Annotated in this window: 17 protein-coding genes; 13 read left to right on the top strand and 4 right to left on the bottom strand. The window is 46.0% G+C overall.

Features of this window, described 5'->3' with window-relative positions; genetic code table 11:
* Positions 1–81: 81 nt before the first annotated feature.
* The 3 genes from ACK28X_RS10090 to ACK28X_RS10080 all read left to right on the top strand — a co-directional run bounded on the left by ACK28X_RS10090 (position 82) and on the right by ACK28X_RS10080 (position 3,486).
* A complete protein-coding gene (locus ACK28X_RS10090) occupies positions 82–1,524 on the top strand; it encodes an NAD-dependent succinate-semialdehyde dehydrogenase (RefSeq protein ID WP_412058827.1) in 1,443 nt (480 codons plus the stop codon).
* A gap of 50 nt (positions 1,525–1,574) precedes the next feature.
* Positions 1,575–2,378 (top strand): SapC family protein, encoded by an 804-nt coding sequence (locus ACK28X_RS10085; RefSeq protein ID WP_412058826.1) that lies wholly within the window; start codon positions 1,575–1,577, stop codon positions 2,376–2,378.
* Positions 2,379–2,526: 148 nt separating this feature from the next.
* Positions 2,527–3,486: a tyrosine recombinase XerC gene (locus ACK28X_RS10080; protein WP_412058825.1), complete on the top strand. Its 960-nt coding sequence runs from the start codon at positions 2,527–2,529 to the stop codon at positions 3,484–3,486.
* 109 nt (positions 3,487–3,595) lie between these two features.
* On the opposite strand, the gene ACK28X_RS10075 is transcribed toward ACK28X_RS10080, so the two are convergent.
* From ACK28X_RS10075 to ACK28X_RS10065, 3 genes are read right to left on the bottom strand one after another with little or no spacing between them, the layout of a single operon-like run.
* Positions 3,596–4,102, bottom strand: a complete 507-nt coding sequence (locus ACK28X_RS10075) for a copper chaperone PCu(A)C (RefSeq protein ID WP_412058824.1) — start codon at positions 4,100–4,102, stop codon at positions 3,596–3,598.
* A 16-nt stretch (positions 4,103–4,118) separates the two neighbouring features.
* Complete coding sequence (locus ACK28X_RS10070) at positions 4,119–4,505, bottom strand: hypothetical protein (protein WP_412058823.1); 387 nt, start codon at positions 4,503–4,505, stop codon at positions 4,119–4,121.
* 35 nt (positions 4,506–4,540) lie between these two features.
* The gene (locus tag ACK28X_RS10065) at positions 4,541–4,777 is read right to left on the bottom strand and encodes an Lrp/AsnC ligand binding domain-containing protein (protein ID WP_412058822.1); all 237 of its coding nucleotides are present in this window, start codon (positions 4,775–4,777) and stop codon (positions 4,541–4,543) included.
* Between the two features lie 115 nt (positions 4,778–4,892).
* Here ACK28X_RS10065 and ACK28X_RS10060 point away from each other — a divergent pair, with 115 nt between their 5' ends.
* From ACK28X_RS10060 to coaBC, 4 genes are all read left to right on the top strand, one after another.
* Positions 4,893–5,288 (top strand): DUF930 domain-containing protein, encoded by a 396-nt coding sequence (locus ACK28X_RS10060; RefSeq protein WP_412059124.1) that lies wholly within the window; start codon positions 4,893–4,895, stop codon positions 5,286–5,288.
* Positions 5,289–5,520: 232 nt separating this feature from the next.
* Positions 5,521–6,321, top strand: a complete 801-nt coding sequence (gene ubiE / locus ACK28X_RS10055; RefSeq protein WP_412059123.1) for a bifunctional demethylmenaquinone methyltransferase/2-methoxy-6-polyprenyl-1,4-benzoquinol methylase UbiE — start codon at positions 5,521–5,523, stop codon at positions 6,319–6,321.
* A gap of 2 nt (positions 6,322–6,323) precedes the next feature.
* Positions 6,324–7,898 carry a 2-polyprenylphenol 6-hydroxylase gene (gene ubiB, locus ACK28X_RS10050; protein ID WP_412059122.1) on the top strand — a complete coding sequence of 525 codons (1,575 nt, stop codon included), beginning with the start codon at positions 6,324–6,326 and terminating at the stop codon, positions 7,896–7,898.
* A gap of 8 nt (positions 7,899–7,906) precedes the next feature.
* Entirely contained in the window at positions 7,907–9,184 is a 1,278-nt protein-coding gene (gene coaBC, locus ACK28X_RS10045; protein WP_412058821.1) for a bifunctional phosphopantothenoylcysteine decarboxylase/phosphopantothenate--cysteine ligase CoaBC, read from the top strand.
* Between the two features lie 20 nt (positions 9,185–9,204).
* On the opposite strand, the gene ACK28X_RS10040 is transcribed toward coaBC, so the two are convergent.
* Positions 9,205–10,197 carry an adenosine kinase gene (locus ACK28X_RS10040; protein WP_412058820.1) on the bottom strand — a complete coding sequence of 331 codons (993 nt, stop codon included), beginning with the start codon at positions 10,195–10,197 and terminating at the stop codon, positions 9,205–9,207.
* A 117-nt stretch (positions 10,198–10,314) separates the two neighbouring features.
* Between ACK28X_RS10040 and ACK28X_RS10035 the strand changes: the two genes are divergently transcribed.
* The 6 genes from ACK28X_RS10035 (at position 10,315) to ACK28X_RS10010 (ending at position 16,598) form a co-directional block, all read left to right on the top strand.
* On the top strand, positions 10,315–10,995 hold the full coding sequence (locus ACK28X_RS10035) for a phosphoribosylanthranilate isomerase (protein WP_412058819.1): 681 nt from the start codon (positions 10,315–10,317) through the stop codon (positions 10,993–10,995).
* A gap of 22 nt (positions 10,996–11,017) precedes the next feature.
* On the top strand, positions 11,018–12,244 hold the full coding sequence (trpB, locus tag ACK28X_RS10030) for a tryptophan synthase subunit beta (RefSeq protein WP_412058818.1): 1,227 nt from the start codon (positions 11,018–11,020) through the stop codon (positions 12,242–12,244).
* A gap of 9 nt (positions 12,245–12,253) precedes the next feature.
* Positions 12,254–13,090, top strand: coding sequence for a tryptophan synthase subunit alpha (trpA, locus tag ACK28X_RS10025; protein ID WP_412058817.1), 837 nt, complete (start codon positions 12,254–12,256; stop codon positions 13,088–13,090).
* Between the two features lie 197 nt (positions 13,091–13,287).
* Positions 13,288–14,238 (top strand): acetyl-CoA carboxylase, carboxyltransferase subunit beta, encoded by a 951-nt coding sequence (gene accD, locus ACK28X_RS10020; protein WP_412058816.1) that lies wholly within the window; start codon positions 13,288–13,290, stop codon positions 14,236–14,238.
* Positions 14,234–15,553, top strand: a complete 1,320-nt coding sequence (locus tag ACK28X_RS10015; protein ID WP_412059121.1) for a bifunctional folylpolyglutamate synthase/dihydrofolate synthase — start codon at positions 14,234–14,236, stop codon at positions 15,551–15,553. Before accD ends, ACK28X_RS10015 begins: the two co-directional genes overlap by 5 nt.
* Before the next feature lie 28 nt (positions 15,554–15,581).
* Entirely contained in the window at positions 15,582–16,598 is a 1,017-nt protein-coding gene (locus tag ACK28X_RS10010) for a complex I NDUFA9 subunit family protein (protein ID WP_412058815.1), read from the top strand.
* Positions 16,599–16,608: the final 10 nt, after the last annotated feature.

The following is a 16,608-nucleotide window of genomic DNA, read 5'->3' as shown; positions in this document are numbered from 1 at the left end:
CTTGGTAAAGCTATTCCTTAGAATAAACTAAACCCTTACTTCACTTTATTTTAATCAATTAAGAAAAATTTGGAGGCTATCATGACCACGTATGACTACCCCGACACCCGGCTACTCATTAATAATGAATGGCGCAATGGAAGCAATAACGAAACTATCAATGTTATTGATCCTGCAACTGAAGAGATCATCGGCACCGTTGCGTGTGCAAGTAAAGATGACCTCGAAGAAATCGCTACTTCTCTAGCTGAAGGCTTCATTGTCTGGCGCGATATGGGCGCCTTGGCGCGCAGTCAAATCATGCGTAAAGCCGCGGCTTTATTACGCGAGCGTAGCGCTATTATCGCTTGGCTTATGACGCGTGAGGCGGGAAAGCCACTAGCCCAAGCTAACCTTGAAATCATGAATTCAGCCGATACAATCGAATGGTTTGCTGAAGAAGGCCGCCGCGTCTATGGGCAAATTGTTCCAGCCCGCACTCCTAATATCAGCCAAAGAGTGATCAAACTTCCCATAGGCCCCACTGCCGCTTTTACCCCGTGGAACTTCCCGATCAGTCAAATTGCCCGCAAACTGGGTGCTGCTTTAGCAGCTGGATGTAGTATGGTGGTCAAAGCCCCTGAAGAAACGCCTGCTTCGCCCGCTGCTTTCATCCAATGTTTTATTGATGCTGGCCTGCCTAAAGGCGTGGTAGCGCTTGTCTTTGGCATACCAACACAAATTTCAGAATTTTTCATCCCGCACCCAGTGATTGAGAAAATTTCTTTCACAGGTTCAACCAATATCGGTAAACATCTTGCAAGTCTTATTGGCCGTTCTATGAAACGCTCTACCATGGAGCTCGGAGGCCATGCACCAGTTCTCGTATTCCCTGATGCTGACCTTGATCAAGCGGTCAACGTAATGATCGCTGCAAAATTCCGCAATGCTGGCCAAGTCTGTGTATCCCCCACTCGTTTCCTCATCCATGATTCCATTTATGATACCTACCTCGACAAATTCACTCAAGCCTGCGCAGCGCTCAAAGTCGGCGTAGGTCTTGCACCTGAAACTGATATGGGCCCCTTAGCCAATGCACGCCGTATCCCTGCGCTTGAAGCGATGATCCAAGATGCGGTCGATAAAGGCGGGCGCCTTCACTTTGGCGGCACACGTTTGGGCAATAAAGGCTATTTCTTTGCTCCCACGATTTTGTGCGACGTCCCCACCCATGCCATCTTGATGAATGAAGAACCCTTCGGCCCTCTAGCGCTTATTAACCGCTTTAAAAAACTTGATGAAGCTATCAGCGAAGGCAATCGTTTGCGCTATGGACTTGCATCTTATGCATTTACCAACTGTGCTAAAACCATACATCAGTTGACCATGCACCTAAACGCTGGCATGTTAACAATCAACCATAATGGGCTGGGCATACCCGAAGTTCCCTTTGGCGGCATTAAGGATTCCGGTTATGGCACAGAGGGAGGGTCAGAAGCCATCCAGCCTTATATGGATCTCAAATATGTATCTCTAGCCCTCTAATGACACTTCGCGGCAAAATAACCGCCCCCATATTATTCAAGGTGAACTCAATGACACGTATCATGCTCTTATATAAAAATATCGTACCTATCCTCCGCCAAACCCATAAGAATTTAAAGTATAAAGCTCCTGCAAAAGCAGATTTCGCCGATGCCATCCACTGGACGCCCTTAGCAGGAACAGAATATTATCAAGCGGCGCGCCATTACCCTATTTTATTTATGAGTAACCTTGGTAGTGATGATAAGCCAATCTATGCATCTGTAGCGCTTTTGGGTCTTGCCAATAATGAAAATGACTATCTTAATGCCGATAAAACATGGGCTAAAAATGCTTATATCCCTGCCTTTATCCGCCGCTATCCTTTTATCTTAGCCGAAAATGAAGACCCAAAAGACTTATCGGTTTGTATTGACGATCAATCAGGTTGTTTTAACGAAATTGATGGGATCCCACTCTTTAACGAAACGGGCGATATTTCTCCTTTTCTGGAAGAGCGAATTGCTTTTTTGAATACGTTTAAAAATAGCATGAACGATACAGCTGCTTTTCTGAAAACTCTTGAAAAAATGGACTTATTAATCAAACGCTCTGTAAATGTAGAAACCAATATCGGTTATCAAGCGCGTCTTGAAGATTTTTGGATGGTAAATGAAGAAAAATTTGGCAAACTATCAGGTGATCAATTAGCCAAACTTCATAAACGCGGTTTTTTAGGCTGGATCATTGCGCATCTTATGTCCCTTAATAACTTGCCCCCACTTCTACAAAGACGCATAGAACATAAGCAAGGTGAAAATACAAAAGGCGAATCCAGCGCCGATACAAGCATCCAAAGCCCAGTCCTCAATTAGAACGACACAGCTCCTACCTTTATATATAGGGTTAGCAATTGAAAACCATTAAGCATCAATCAAAGGAGGGCTTCCCAGCAAGTCCTCTTTTATGACACCCTTATACCAAGTATCCGTTTTTACCCAGTTCCTCAAGGGTGATATATTTATGAGCAAAACGACCACACAAGCTCCCCCCCTTCTTTTGCCTATCACAACTGAACTAAATATTCTGCGCCAAGCATGGCTTGCGCATCTTGGAGAAACGCGCCGCCTATCATCCCATACGGTTGAGGCGTATGAAAGGGATAGCCGGCAATTCCTACAGTTTCTAGCGATTCATCTTGGTCAGCAGATTGACCTTGCATCGCTTCAAAAGCTTGAGATTAGCGATTTTCGTGCCTATCTAAGTCACCGGCGTGCCCAAGGCCTTGGCTCCCGATCCTTGGGAAGAGCATTAGCAAGCATGCGATCGTATTTTACCTATCTCATTCGCCATGGTCATATTGAAAAAACCACCTTAAGCCTTTTGCATGCTCCCAAACAACCCCGAGCCCTTCCCAAGGCATTGCCGATAAGCGAAACCTTGAACCTTTTGGAAGAAAAACATCAAGAAACCTTTGAATCTTGGATAAGTGCCCGCAACATCGCCATTCTCACATTACTTTACGGTTGTGGCTTGCGCCTATCAGAAGCCCTAAACCTCACGCCATCCGATTTGGCAGAGCACAACGGTCCGCGCCTGTATATCAACGGGAAGGGCGGAAAAACACGCCTTATACCAATGCTACCTGCCGTGCGCAATGCTTTAAATGTTTATCTGGATCTATGCCCACATCCGCTTACACCCAACGCACCCCTCTTTCGCGGCATGCGTGGCGCCCCCCTCCAAGCAGCTATTGTCCAGCGACTTATGCAACAATTACGACGGCGACTAAACCTTCCCGAAAGCGCAACCCCTCATGCTTTGCGACATTCATTTGCTACCCATCTTTTAGCCCGGGGAGGTGATTTACGTACAATCCAAGAATTGCTAGGCCATAAAAGCCTTTCAACCACACAGGTCTACACAACCCTTGATACCAACCATTTATTAGCCGTCTATCAAAAAGCACATCCTCGTGCATAAAACATCCCATTGCATCTAACAAAGGCCGCCCGTGATTCCCACGAGCGGCCTCTATCTGCTATCATTCCTCTGCCCATATGCCCATGGACAAAACCTATATATTCAGAGATTAATGATGACTAGGCGCTTTTATCCCCAGAGCATCCACATAAAAATAAACATCCACAGGACCAGCCTTTGCAAAGCGCAATTGCCCGTTTACTTTTTGCCCTTTCTCAAGGTTTTTAGTCAGATCCATGAACATAATATGCCAGCCACCAGGCTTTAATTCCACCGTAGCTCCGGCAGGAATCTCAATTCCATCGGGCTCATGACGCATTTTCATCACACCATCAATCACACTCATAGAATGAATTTCGGTGCGATTAGATAACTCAGAGCTTGCAGATACTAAGCGATCATCGCTTTTACCATGGTTAATAATCTTTACATAGCCACCAGCCACTTTAGCACCATTTGGCGTAGCCCTTGTCCAAGGGTGGATAATTTCTAAATCCCCCACCTTATAGCTATGAGCAAAAACAGGCGTTGCTTGTAGTGATAAAGCTAATAAAAGCATAGACGCAGCCATCATCAAAAAATTGCGAACATAGCCGCGTTTTATAGAGTTTTTCATTGTATTTTCCGTTTCATCAATCATTAAAATTCAGATTTAAATACAAAGATAAACAAGGAGGCCCCCGCGCTTTAGCGCGCACAACTACAATACTCTGGAGAAAATAGGCCTTATCACCATCTAAAGCAATAAGCGAACGACGCAAAGGTAAAATGAGATAGCGAATGCTCGCTACAAGGGGCCGTGTAACAGCATTAAGCAAGCATCCGCTATGACAATGATCATTCACCATTTTTTGAAATGAGCGTTTGCCCGCTTCCGGCGCAACACCACATAAGACCCCAGCTCCACCACCCATTGTATCGCTTGGCAAAGCACCCGCCACAGCCATTAGCATCCCATGGAGGAAGATCGCCATAGTTAAAACACTATTAAGCAATAAAGATATAGGGCGCCTTTTCAAAAGAAGGCCTCACATTTCATTTTCAAACGCCGCTCTTAAAAAGCGGTAAAAGTTAAGGTCGTTAGGGAGCGTGTAATGCCGCTAATATCTAAGATATTATCGTTGATAAATTTTCCGATATCGTCCTCCTCCCCAATATAAAATTTTCCCAATAACTCATATTCCCCGCTGGTGGAGTAAAGCTCAGAAAATATCTCACGCTGATAGAGCACGTCAGCGACCCGATAGGTAGTCCCTGGCGCGCATTGTAACTGAATAAATACAGGTTTCATGGACTTCTCCTTATAGCAAATAAACACACGAAAGCAGCTTTAAAGCAATATCAATTATTGCTTTAAAGCTGAATATGACTAATATGTCGTACGGAAAGGAGTAAAGATGCGCACCATGAAAAAAACAGCTTTTATCACTTTATGCACCCTAGCCTGTGGAGGCTATTGTATTCCTGCTTTAGCACTTAACGCGCTTGAAACGCGGCAGCTACTCGCCCTTGACCCCCAAACCCGCATAGAACAACGTTGCGACATTGAAGCTATGGATCGCATCAATAAAGAAACCAAATGGCGTACCGATAAAGTTCTCGCCTATGCTTATAGCGACCCAATCATTTCTGGTAAAAGAATCCAAGCAAATGGGGCGGCCTTTCGTGCTAGAGGTAACTGGTATCACCTATCGTATGATTGCCGTACCGAGGAAGATCGTATCAAGGTTATCTCCTTTACCTATAAAACAGGCTCTCTCATCCCCCACGCAGAATGGGATCGCCATTACCTCGTTCCCTAAACCAGAGCGAACCTTCTGAATAAAAAATTCCTACCTTTAGGTCTATAGAAAATCTGCACATCTGCATTGGTATAATTAAGTAAATAGCCAATACTACCTTTGGCTTCCCTTGATTAAAACGCGAGCTCCTTCGCAAACTTTGTCCAACCAGACTTATAAAATGTCTCTTCAATTTATTATCAATATACGATAAAGATAAAAAGGAGCTATAGAGGGTGTAATGGAACAGCCCATAAAAAGAGATGAACAACGGGTGAAAGCTAAAGGCGGGATGGAAACATCCTTTGGCTTCCAAGAAGTGAACGAAGACGAAAAACAGGCACGTGTTGATGCCGTCTTTCATTCCGTTGCTGAAAAATACGACAAAATGAATGACGCTATGTCCTTAGGGCTCCATAGAGTATGGAAAAATGCCCTGGTTACAGCGCTCAATCCTCCCCGCTATCCTAATGCCCAAACATCCCACCCTTGGCATGTGTTAGACGTAGCAGGTGGCACAGGCGATATCGCCTTTCGCGTCATAAAAGCTTCGCGAAAAATTGCTAAAGCTTCCATCGTTGACATCAACCGTTCCATGCTTGACATCGGGCAAGCAAGAGCGCAAAAGAAAGGCCTTGGCGACTATATAAATTTTATAGAGGCAAACGCCGAAAACTTACCTTTTCCCGAAAATAAATTCAACGCTTATACCATAGCCTTTGGCATTCGCAACGTTCCGCATATCGAAAAAGCCCTTAAAGAGGCCTTTCGTGTCTTACGGCCAGGTGGACGGTTTCTATGCTTAGAATTTTCACAAATCACCATACCAGGGTTAGAACAAGTTTATGATTTATGGTCATTTCAAGCCATACCTCGTTTAGGGAAGATCCTCGTCAATGACGCCGATTCTTACCAATACCTCGTTGAATCCATTAGAAAATTTCCAAACCAATATGATTTCGCAAGATTAATCGAAGAAGCGGGCTTTTCTCGCGTTTCTTACCGAAATTTAAGCGGAGGGATTGCGGCCCTTCATTCGGCGTGGAAAATCTAGCTATGGGAATAGCCGCCATCTTTCGCCTTGGCCGTGCTGGTTTTGTTCTTGCTCGCGAAGGTGTTATAAGCGCTTTACCAAAAGAAGGACTCAGTGGCATAGCCGCTTTCGCATACCGGATAGCAAAGCTATTGGCGCGCCGCCAAACTAAGAAGCAAGATCGCGCCGAAAACATGGCGCGTGCTATTAATAAATTAGGCCCATCCTATATAAAACTCGGCCAATTTCTCGCGACTCGCCCTGATATTGTAGGAGCTAGCATCGCTAAAGACCTCACCCAGTTACAAGATAAAGTTCATACATTTCCTACAAAAGCAGCACTTCAAAAAATTGAAGAATCTCTAGGCCGTAAGGTAGATGATCTATTTATCCGCTTTGATCCGCCTATCGCAGGGGCATCCATGGCCCAAGTCCACCCCGCCTTTATCAAAGATGCCCATAACAACACGCGCAAAGTAGCGGTCAAAGTAATCCGCCCAGATGTGCGAGCCCGCTTTCAAAAAGACCTCGATAGTTTTTATTGGCTAGCACGCTTACAAGCCCGCTATGTCAAAAACGCACAGCGACTCAAGCCACTGGAGGTCGTCGCTACCTTTGCCCATTCGACTAAGCTTGAAATGGATCTAAGGCTTGAAGCAGCTGCCCTATCCGAAATGCAAGAAAACACACAGAACGACAAGGGCTTTCGTGTACCACGGGTTGATTGGGAGCGTACGGGGCGCGATGTTCTAACCATGGAATGGGTTGATGGTCTCAAACTCTCAGATCCGGAGGCTATCAAGGAAGCGGGTCATGATTTAGATGCTCTAGCTATAACCCTCATCCAGTCTTTCTTGCGCCATAGCCTGCGCGATGGGTTTTTCCATGCCGATATGCACCCGGGTAATCTCTTTGTCGACAAAAGCGGTACAATCGTTGCGGTAGATTTAGGCATTACAGGAAGGCTTGGCAAAAAAGAAAAATATTTTCTTGCTCAGATCCTTTATGGTTTCATTACACGCGATTATCAGCGCGTAGCACGTGCTCATTTTGAAGGCGGTTATGTACCTGCCTACCACAGCAGGGCTGCCTTTGCCCAAGCCAATCGCGCCATTGGGGAACCAATCCATGGTCAATCAGCTGAGACCATTTCTATGGCCAAATTATTAACCTTGCTATTTGAAGTCACTGAGCTATTTGATATGGAAACCCGGCCAGAACTGCTTTTATTGCAAAAAACTATGGTGGTGGTTGAGGGGGTTGCGCGCTCTTTAAGCCCACAATTCAATATGTGGAAAGCCGCTGAACCCGTAGTTAAAGAATGGATTGGTCAAAATCTTGGTCCTGCTGGCGTCGCGAAAGATCTTTATGAAGGTAGCGAAGCCGTGTTAAAACTTGTACATAAAACCCCACAAATAATTGATAACTGGCAAAATATACAAGCTGGCCTTTTAGACATAGCGCAAAATGGCCTCACTTTAGAAGAAAAAACCCTCCAAAAACTAGCGCGCGCCAAAAATCACCAAAAACGTAGCCAAACTTACGCTCTATGGTTGATAGCACTATGTTTGATAATTTTAACAATTAAGCTCTTTTAATCAAGACCATGGCCCACATCCTTTCCTCCCCTCCCTTTATTAACTCGCCGCCCCTTGCAGATAAAACTATTGTTTTGATCATCGGTGGTGGCATTGCTGCATATAAAAGCCTTGACCTCATCCGTCGCCTGCGATCCTTAGGCGCAAAGGTTGAAGTTATCTTAACCAAAGCTGCCCAACATTTTATCACCCCGCTTGCCGCCGAAGCGCTTAGCGGGAAAGCCGCCCATCAGACCTTATTCCAACGCGGCGAAACCGATATTAATCACATAAATCTAGCTCGTCGTGCCGATCTTATCATCCTAGCTCCCGCCACTGCAAACCGCATGGCAAAGATAGCACACGGTTTAGGTGATGACCTTGCAGGCACTGTCTTGCTTGCAGCCCTTTGCCCCGTCCTTTTAGCTCCAGCTATGAACCCAGCCATGTGGGCGCACCCTGCTACAAAACGCAATGTCACTCAATTACATGCTGATGGCATTCATTTTATCGGCCCTGAAATAGGCGAAATGGCAGAAAGTAACGAGGCCGGTCTTGGACGGATGAGTGAACCGCAAAGCATCGCAATCGCCGCTACTGAGATTTTAACTAAAGACCAAAGCGGCATCTCCTCTAAGACTGCAACTCTCTTAAAAGACCGCCATATTCTTGTAACATCCGGCCCCACCTATGAACCTATAGACCCCATTCGTTATTTGGCTAATCGATCTTCGGGCAAACAGGGTCACGCCATTGCGAAAAGCTTGGCAAAATATGGCGCGCATGTCACGCTTATCAGCGGGCCTGTTGCTCTTGAAGATCCTGAAGGCGTTAAAGTTATTCATGTGGAAACAGCACAGGCTATGCTGGAAGCTGTCTTGAATCATCTACCTGCACAGGCTGCAATTTTTGCGGCCGCCGTTGCCGATTGGCGAATCGAAACGCCCGCACGCCATAAAATTAAAAAACAAAGCATCCAAGATCAAACCACACTTACCTTGCATAAAAATCCTGATATTCTCGCTACCATAGCTCAAAATGATAAAAGACCAGATCTTGTTATTGGCTTTGCCGCCGAAACCTATGACCTCATCGTCCATGCACAAAAGAAATTGCAAAAAAAGGGGGCGGATTTTATTCTCGCTAATAATGTAGCATGCCCCGTGGCTGGTGCTTCTATAATGGGCGGGGATTATAATCAAATCCACCTGATCAGCGCAGAGGGGGTGGAAGTATGGCCACCCATGACAAAAGAAGCCATAGGCGACAAAATCGCTCAATTACTTGCCGCCCGCTTCTCTGCTTAATTGATTTCAAGCGAATCGCCCTATAAGAGCCCAGCATCTTTGGCCAAAGCCCGCAAATCCACCTTAGGTCGAGCCCCTACTTGTTGGATAATATAACTAGCGCAAAATGCACCTAAACGGCCACAATGAGCTAGCGCATGCCCGCGAGCATAGGCATAAAGAAACCCAGCGGCATAGTTATCGCCGGCCCCTGTGCCATCTACTACGCGATTGACAGGCAAGGCATCAACCTTAATGATCTCTGTCCGATCCACAATGGTGGCACCCTGTTCGGCGTCTGTCACGCTAGCAAACCCCACGACCTGCTTTTGTAATAAACGTAAAGCCATACTCATATCGGCTGTCTCATAAAGCGCTAAAAGTTCCTCACGATTAGCAAAAACAATATCCACAAGGCCGCTTTGAATGAGCTCAAGGAATTCTGAACGGTATCGGTCTACACAAAAGCTATGCGATAAAGATAAGGCCACGTGTCGCCCCTTAGCACGAACCGCTTTAGCTGCTTGACGCAAAGCATCTTTAGCATTGGGTGGATCCCATAAATAACCTTCAAAGTAAAGGATCTTACAAGTATCAATCAAAGAAAAATCAATATCACGCGGCGCAAATTCAAGACACGCCCCAAGATATGTGTTCATTGAGCGCTCACCATCAGGTGTAATGAAAATTAGCGATTGAGCGGTAGGGGGGCCATCTTTAAGCGCCGGCGTATCATAAGCTACGCCAGCGCTATGCAAAGAGGTAGCAAACCGCGCTCCCAATGGATCATCCGCCACCTTACCCATGAAAGCCACGCGTCCACCTAAATTAGCAACCACCACAGCGCTATTCGCAGCGCTACCGCCCGCGCTTTCAACGGGCGCATGCATTTTTGTATAAAGGAAAGCCGCACGCTCAGCATCAATCAAATGCATTGCCCCCTTGCTGATCTCCTGTTCTCTCAAAAACGCTTCCTCACAGAAAGCCATACTATCAACAATAGCATCGCCCACCGCTACCATATCTAACTGCATATTCTATCCTTTACTTTTTGCATAAACTTAACAAATCTAAACCAAAATACCACCTTTGATTTGACTTTAATGTTTCTCGACTTTTTCAAATTTTTATGACACTCTCTATAAATGAACATGCGCATCAAAATTTGTGGAATTACCGAACAAACCACACTAAAGGCCGCCATCAACTTAGGAGCGCAAGCGATTGGCTTTGTCTTTTTTGAAAAAAGCCCTCGCCACCTTAGCTTGGATCAAGCGCGTTATCTTCGCTCTTTCGTTCCTCCATCCTGCCAATTAGTGGCGGTGTGTGTCAATGCCGATGATACTTTTCTCAATACCCTCTTTTCTCTTGTTCAACCCGACAGTCTCCAGCTACACGGAGAAGAATCTCCTGCCCGTGCTCAAGAGATTAAAAAGCGTTATAATTGCGAAGTTATAAAAGCCGTCCCTATTGAGACAAGTGCGGATATCATCAAGACTCACGCTTATGAAACCGTTGCTGATTGGTTATTATTAGACGCTAAACCGTCCAAAGATGCCACACTTCCAGGTGGTAATGGGAAGGTTTTTGATTGGCAAATATTAAACGGCGTGCATTTTAAAAAGCCCCTTATGCTCTCTGGTGGGCTAAGCGCTAATAATGTCGCCACAGCCTGTAAAATCGTCACACCACAAGGACTTGATGTCTCTTCAAGCCTTGAAATAGTTCCAGGCATCAAAGACATTTCCCGACTAATTGCATTTTTTGCCGCCCTCAACGAGATTCAACCTAAAATCGCACAGCCATATCTCACACACAATCCTAATCCTTAATTTTTATTCAAGGCAACCTATAATGACAACCCCTGCAACACAAAGCCCCAACTCCTACCGCGTTCACCCCGATGAATCAGGCATGTTTGGCCTTTTTGGCGGACGCTTTGTTGCTGAAACCCTAATGCCACTTATCCTTGAGCTAGACAAAGCTTACCAAATCGCTAAAAATGATCCAGATTTTATAAAAACCCTACAAAACCTATCTAAGCATTATGCTGGCCGCCCTTCGCCCCTTTATTATGCTGAACAGCTAAGTAAACATTTAGGGGGTGCAAAGATCTACCTTAAACGTGAAGATCTCAATCATACCGGTAGCCATAAGATCAATAATTGTTTAGGGCAGATTCTTTTAGCACAGCGCATGGGCAAAAGCCGCATCATCGCTGAAACCGGAGCTGGTCAACACGGGGTAGGCACAGCCACAGTAGCGGCTCGCTTTGGCCTTAAATGTTGCATCTATATGGGCGCCACCGATATAGAGCGGCAAAAACCTAATGTCTTTCGAATGGAACTTTTAGGTGCACAAGTGAAAGCTATTAGCGCCGGCAATGGTACCCTAAAAGATGCCATGAACGAAGCCCTACGTGATTGGGTTGCAAATGTTAACGATACCTATTACCTCATCGGCACCGCCGCTGGTCCTCATCCATACCCCCAAATGGTGCGCGACTTCCAAACCGTTATTGGCCTTGAAGCACGAGAACAAATTATGCACGCAGAAGGGCGTCTACCTGATATGTTGATTGCCGCCATCGGCGGAGGATCCAATGCCATTGGTCTTTTTCATCCCTTTTTAGATGATAAAGAAATAGAGATCATCGGCGTAGAAGCAGGCGGCTTTGGGCTAAACACAGGTCAACATTGCGCCTCAATGAGCGCTGGTAAAAAGGGCGTTCTCCACGGTAACCGCACTTATCTTTTACAAGACACAGATGGCCAAATTATCGAGGGTCATTCGATCTCAGCTGGACTTGATTACCCAGGTGTAGGACCTGAACACGCTTGGCTTAAAGATACAGGTAGGGTACGCTATGTACCTATCCTTGATCAAGAAGCGCTTGAAGCCTTCCAACTTCTCACACGGCTTGAAGGTATTATCCCCGCTCTTGAATCGGCTCATGCTTTGGCCCAAGTCATCAAAGAAGCGCCTTCCATGAAAAAAGATGCGGTGATTTTACTCAATCTTTCAGGGCGTGGTGATAAAGACGTACATACGGTAAGCACATTATTAGGGCTCAATCTTTAAAGGATAATCATGCACACACGTATTGAACAGCGCTTTGCCCAGCTAAAAACCCAAAACCGTTGCGCCTTAATCACCTATCTCATGGCAGGTGATCCAGATTTTGAACAGAGCTTAGCCCTCATGCATAAAGTCGTAGCAGCGGGCGCAGATATCATTGAACTAGGCATGCCCTTTTCCGATCCCATGGCCGACGGCCCTACCATTCAAGCAGCGGGGCGTCGCGCTTTGGATAGTAAGCAAACTTTACCAAAAACCCTAGCGCTTGTGCAGCGCTTCCGCGAAGAAGATCCGTATACACCCCTCCTCCTCATGGGATATTATAATCCTATCTATATTTATGGAGTCAGCCGCTTTATCGAAGCAGCAAAGGCCGCAGGAGTCGATGGACTCCTCATTGTTGATCTCCCTCCTGAAATGGATGCAGAGTTATGCATTCCCGCCTGCAAGGCTGGTCTCAATTTCATTCGCCTCGCAACCCCCACCAGTAATGAAGATCGACTGCCAAAAATCTTACACAATAGCTCAGGCTTTATCTATTATGTTTCAATGACGGGGGTCACCGGTCAAGCTTTAAAAGCTATCGCACCCGTCGCCGATCAGGTGAAAATCATAAAAGCCCAAACTGATCTACCGCTTGCCGTAGGTTTTGGCATAAAGACCCCTTCCCAAGCTAGCCTTATCGCTGAAATAGCCGATGGGGTAGTTATAGGCTCAGCGCTTATTGAAACCATCTCTAAACATATTGAACATCAAGCGGAGAATAAATCTGCCCTCCTCCTCAAAATAGGTAGCTTGGTAGAAAATTTGGCACAAGCGGTGAAATCTGCTAAAAGACCTAATCCATAGGCTTCTGATCAGCCCAAAAACACATGAAAAAATATGTGACTTTTCACGAGAATATAGCTTATATAAGGAAAGATTAGCCCTAGGTAGAACAAAACGCTTAGATTAAGGCTGCAAACCTTCTAGCTCAAACGAAAGCCTATGAAACAAAAAGGCACAAAGCTCATAGGATCTTTTGAAAATGACTATAGGATAAAACAATGAACTGGATTACCAATTATGTACGCCCAAAGATCAATTCCATGCTTGGGCGACGAGAAATGCCAGATAATCTATGGGTGAAAGACCCCACCTCTGGCCAAATGGTTTTTCATAAAGAGCTTGAAGAGAACCAATATGTCGTGCCCGCCTCAGGCCATCATATGCGCATCCCCGCAAAAGCACGATTCAAAGCATTTTTTGACCATGGAACCTATGAGATCTTAGAAAACCCTAAGGTCGTCCAAGATCCCCTAAAGTTCCGAGATGAAAAGCGCTATGCCGATAGGCTACGCGATTATCGCAATCGTTTAGGAAATGATGATACTATTCTTAGCGCACGCGGTACCATTGAAGACCTTCCCCTTATCGCTAGCGTACAAGACTTCGCTTTCATGGGCGGTTCGCTAGGTATGGCAGCAGGCGAAGCCATCATTCATGCCATTGAGACTGCTATCACGGAACAATGCCCCTTTGTTATTTTCGCCGCCTCAGGCGGCGCGCGCATGCAAGAAGGGACTCTTTCCCTTATGCAAATGCCTCGTACCACAGTGGCGATTGAACGCCTTAAAGACGCCAAGCTTCCCTATATCGTTGTATTAACAAATCCTACAACCGGTGGAGTTACCGCTTCTTATGCAATGCTAGGCGATGTGCATATTGCGGAACCAGGCGCTTTGATATGCTTTGCCGGCCCACGCGTGATCCAGCAAACCATTCGTGAAACCCTGCCCGAAGGCTTCCAAAGCAGTGAATATTTACGCGACCATGGCATGGTAGATATGGTCGTCTCGCGGCTAGAGCTTAAAAGCACGATCGCTCGGCTTTTGCGACTAATGATGAACAAACCCGCCTATCAAGACCCCGCAACAAATCAAACCAAGTCCGATAGCGCCGCCCCCGCCTTAGAAAAAACAATAGCAGTAAACACCGCCGCGACATTAGAGGATTAATATGTCGAAAGTGCAAAGTTTGATTAACAATTTGCAAGCCCTTTACCCCATAGGGATTGATCTCTCTTTGCACCGTCTTACCGCCTTATTAGAAAAACTGGGCAATCCGCACGAAAGATTGCCCCCCGTCATCCACATTGCTGGTACCAATGGTAAAGGATCAGCTTCAGCCACCTGCCGCGCTCTTTTAGAGGCAAAGGGGCTATCCGTCCATGTCCACACATCGCCTCATTTGGTACGTTGGCAAGAACGCTACCGCTTAGGTGCAACGGGTGGCGGGCGGCTTGTTGAAGATGACGTTCTGATCGAAGCCATTACAACCGTCATTAAAACCAATAACAACGACCCCATAACGGTGTTTGAAGCATTGAGCGCGGTAGGCTTCCTCTTATTTGCCGAACATCCTGCCGATGCACTTATCCTTGAAGTAGGACTTGGCGGCCGATTCGATGCCACAAATGTTATCAAGCAACCCGCCTGCGCCCTCATCATGCCTATCTCCTTTGATCATACAAATTTTTTAGGTGAAACCATAGAGAAAATTGCTTTTGAAAAGGGCGGCATTATTAAATCAAAATCCCCGGTAGTGATAGGACGGCAAGAGTTTGCTCCTACTCTAGAGATCCTCTCTGATATTGCCCAGCAAAACAATGCTCCTTTAAGCGTCTTTGGCTCCACCTATCAAGCCTATCAAAAGCAGGAACGCTTGGTCTTTCAAGATCAAAACCGGCTTTGGAAGCTACCCTTGCCTAAATTGCAGGGCGCTCATCAAATTGATAATGCTGGCGCTGCCCTCATGGCAGTGCAAGCAGCGGGCTTTTCATTAAGCCAAGATGAAGCAGCCCAAGGCCTTATAAAAATTGATTGGCCAGCACGTCTTCAGCCCCTTGAAGAAGGAGCGTTGCGGGGGATTTTGCCCCCCCCTTCAGCGCTTTGGCTTGATGGCGGTCACAATCCAGCGGGCGCACGAGTTCTAGCAGCCCAGTTGCAAATGTGGAGGCAAGAAAACCCTCGTCCCGTCGTTGCCGTTATCGGAATGATTGATACCAAAGATAGCAATACATATTTACATACCCTAAAGCCGGCGGTCGATTACATTTATACAGTCCCTGTACCCGACCAGGAAAAAGCAATTCCCCCACAAGAATTAGCTCTATCAGCACAAAAAGCGGGTATTAGCGCATTAGCACAACCAAACATAAAAGTAGCGCTCAGTAAAATCGCTTCTAATCACCCCGATGCATGGGTTCTAATCACTGGATCGCTTTATCTAGCGGGCGCTGTCCTCGATGAAAATGGAACGCCACCCAGCTAACTATACACGAACTAAAAAGGGATAAATTATGGGATTAAATACAGCACTTTATCAAAATCCGCCATTGATCACCGTGTTCGGTGGCTCAGGTTTTGTAGGGCGCCATGTAGTGGAAGCATTAACCAAACGCGGTTACCGCGTACGCATCGCAGTGCGAAACCCACAAAAAGCTTATTATATATTACAAATGGGCGGGGTTGGACAAATTCAAATGATTGCCGCTGATATTACCAACCGCAGCCATGTCGCCCGCGCACTCGCGGGTGCCAATGCCGCTATTTCTTTAGCAGGGATGCTCACCCCCTTGGGTAAAAACACCCTTGCCAAGGTTCATGTGAAAGGCGCCAAAAATGTAGCCGATTTAGCAGCAAAAGCAAAAATCCCCCTTTTGCATATGTCATCCTTGTGGAGCAATAAAGACTCTAATCTTGCTTACGCAAAAACAAAAGGCCTAGGGGAAGAAGCTGTAAGAATCGCCTATCCTGATGCCATTATCATACGCCCTTCGCTCATCTTTGGGCCAGAAGATCGCTTTTTCAACCGATTGGCCGCCCAAGCTCAAGGTGCACGAATCATAACACTCTTTGGCGCTAATAAGGCTCGCTTTCAACCTGTTTATGTAGGTGATATTGCGTCCTTTATTGTCAAAGCCCTAGAAGGGGAAGCAAAAGCTGGGACAATCTATGAATTGGGGGGGCCAGAAACCGTGACATTACAGGCATTGTTTCAAAAAATTCTCACCATTATCCAACAAAAACCTCGCCTAATCACTTTACCCGTTTGGATGGGACGCATTATTGGTAGCTTTTTCAGCCTTGTCGGCAAATTGCCGCTAATACCAACCAAAACTACCCGTGAGCAAATTTTACTTTTGCAATTGGACAGCTGTGTTACTCTACAGGCTCAAAATGAAAGCCGTACCTTTGAAGCCCTAGGCATAACTCCTACCCCCATAGCAGCCATCGCACCCAGTTATTTGTGGCGATTCCGACCCAATGGGCAATTTGCAACTTTAGCTCTTAGCACCTATCAAAAAGATATTTAATACGGCCCAA

The sequence above is a fragment of the Bartonella sp. DGB2 genome (genome assembly GCF_046843095.1).
In the GTDB taxonomy this organism is placed as follows: domain Bacteria; phylum Pseudomonadota; class Alphaproteobacteria; order Rhizobiales; family Rhizobiaceae; genus Bartonella.
Note: the sequence above shows the minus strand (reverse complement) of the source record. Positions and strands in the feature narration are given on the sequence as shown.

Bases quoted from the DNA above. Each gene is read 5' to 3' on its own strand.
- ACK28X_RS10035 (WP_412058819.1), top strand. From the start codon at position 10,315: ATGCGCATCAAAATTTGTGGAATTACCGAACAAACCACACTAAAGGCC.
- ACK28X_RS10060 (WP_412059124.1), top strand. From the start codon at position 4,893: ATGAAAAAAACAGCTTTTATCACTTTATGCACCCTAGCCTGTGGAGGC.
- trpB (WP_412058818.1), top strand. From the start codon at position 11,018: ATGACAACCCCTGCAACACAAAGCCCCAACTCCTACCGCGTTCACCCC.
- ACK28X_RS10090 (WP_412058827.1), top strand. From the start codon at position 82: ATGACCACGTATGACTACCCCGACACCCGGCTACTCATTAATAATGAA.
- ACK28X_RS10040 (WP_412058820.1), bottom strand. From the start codon at position 10,197: ATGCAGTTAGATATGGTAGCGGTGGGCGATGCTATTGTTGATAGTATG.
- ubiB (WP_412059122.1), top strand. From the start codon at position 6,324: ATGGGAATAGCCGCCATCTTTCGCCTTGGCCGTGCTGGTTTTGTTCTT.
- ACK28X_RS10080 (WP_412058825.1), top strand. From the start codon at position 2,527: ATGAGCAAAACGACCACACAAGCTCCCCCCCTTCTTTTGCCTATCACA.
- trpA (WP_412058817.1), top strand. From the start codon at position 12,254: ATGCACACACGTATTGAACAGCGCTTTGCCCAGCTAAAAACCCAAAAC.
- ACK28X_RS10085 (WP_412058826.1), top strand. From the start codon at position 1,575: ATGACACGTATCATGCTCTTATATAAAAATATCGTACCTATCCTCCGC.
- ACK28X_RS10010 (WP_412058815.1), top strand. From the start codon at position 15,582: ATGGGATTAAATACAGCACTTTATCAAAATCCGCCATTGATCACCGTG.
- coaBC (WP_412058821.1), top strand. From the start codon at position 7,907: ATGGCCCACATCCTTTCCTCCCCTCCCTTTATTAACTCGCCGCCCCTT.
- ACK28X_RS10075 (WP_412058824.1), bottom strand. From the start codon at position 4,102: ATGAAAAACTCTATAAAACGCGGCTATGTTCGCAATTTTTTGATGATG.
- accD (WP_412058816.1), top strand. From the start codon at position 13,288: ATGAACTGGATTACCAATTATGTACGCCCAAAGATCAATTCCATGCTT.
- ACK28X_RS10065 (WP_412058822.1), bottom strand. From the start codon at position 4,777: ATGAAACCTGTATTTATTCAGTTACAATGCGCGCCAGGGACTACCTAT.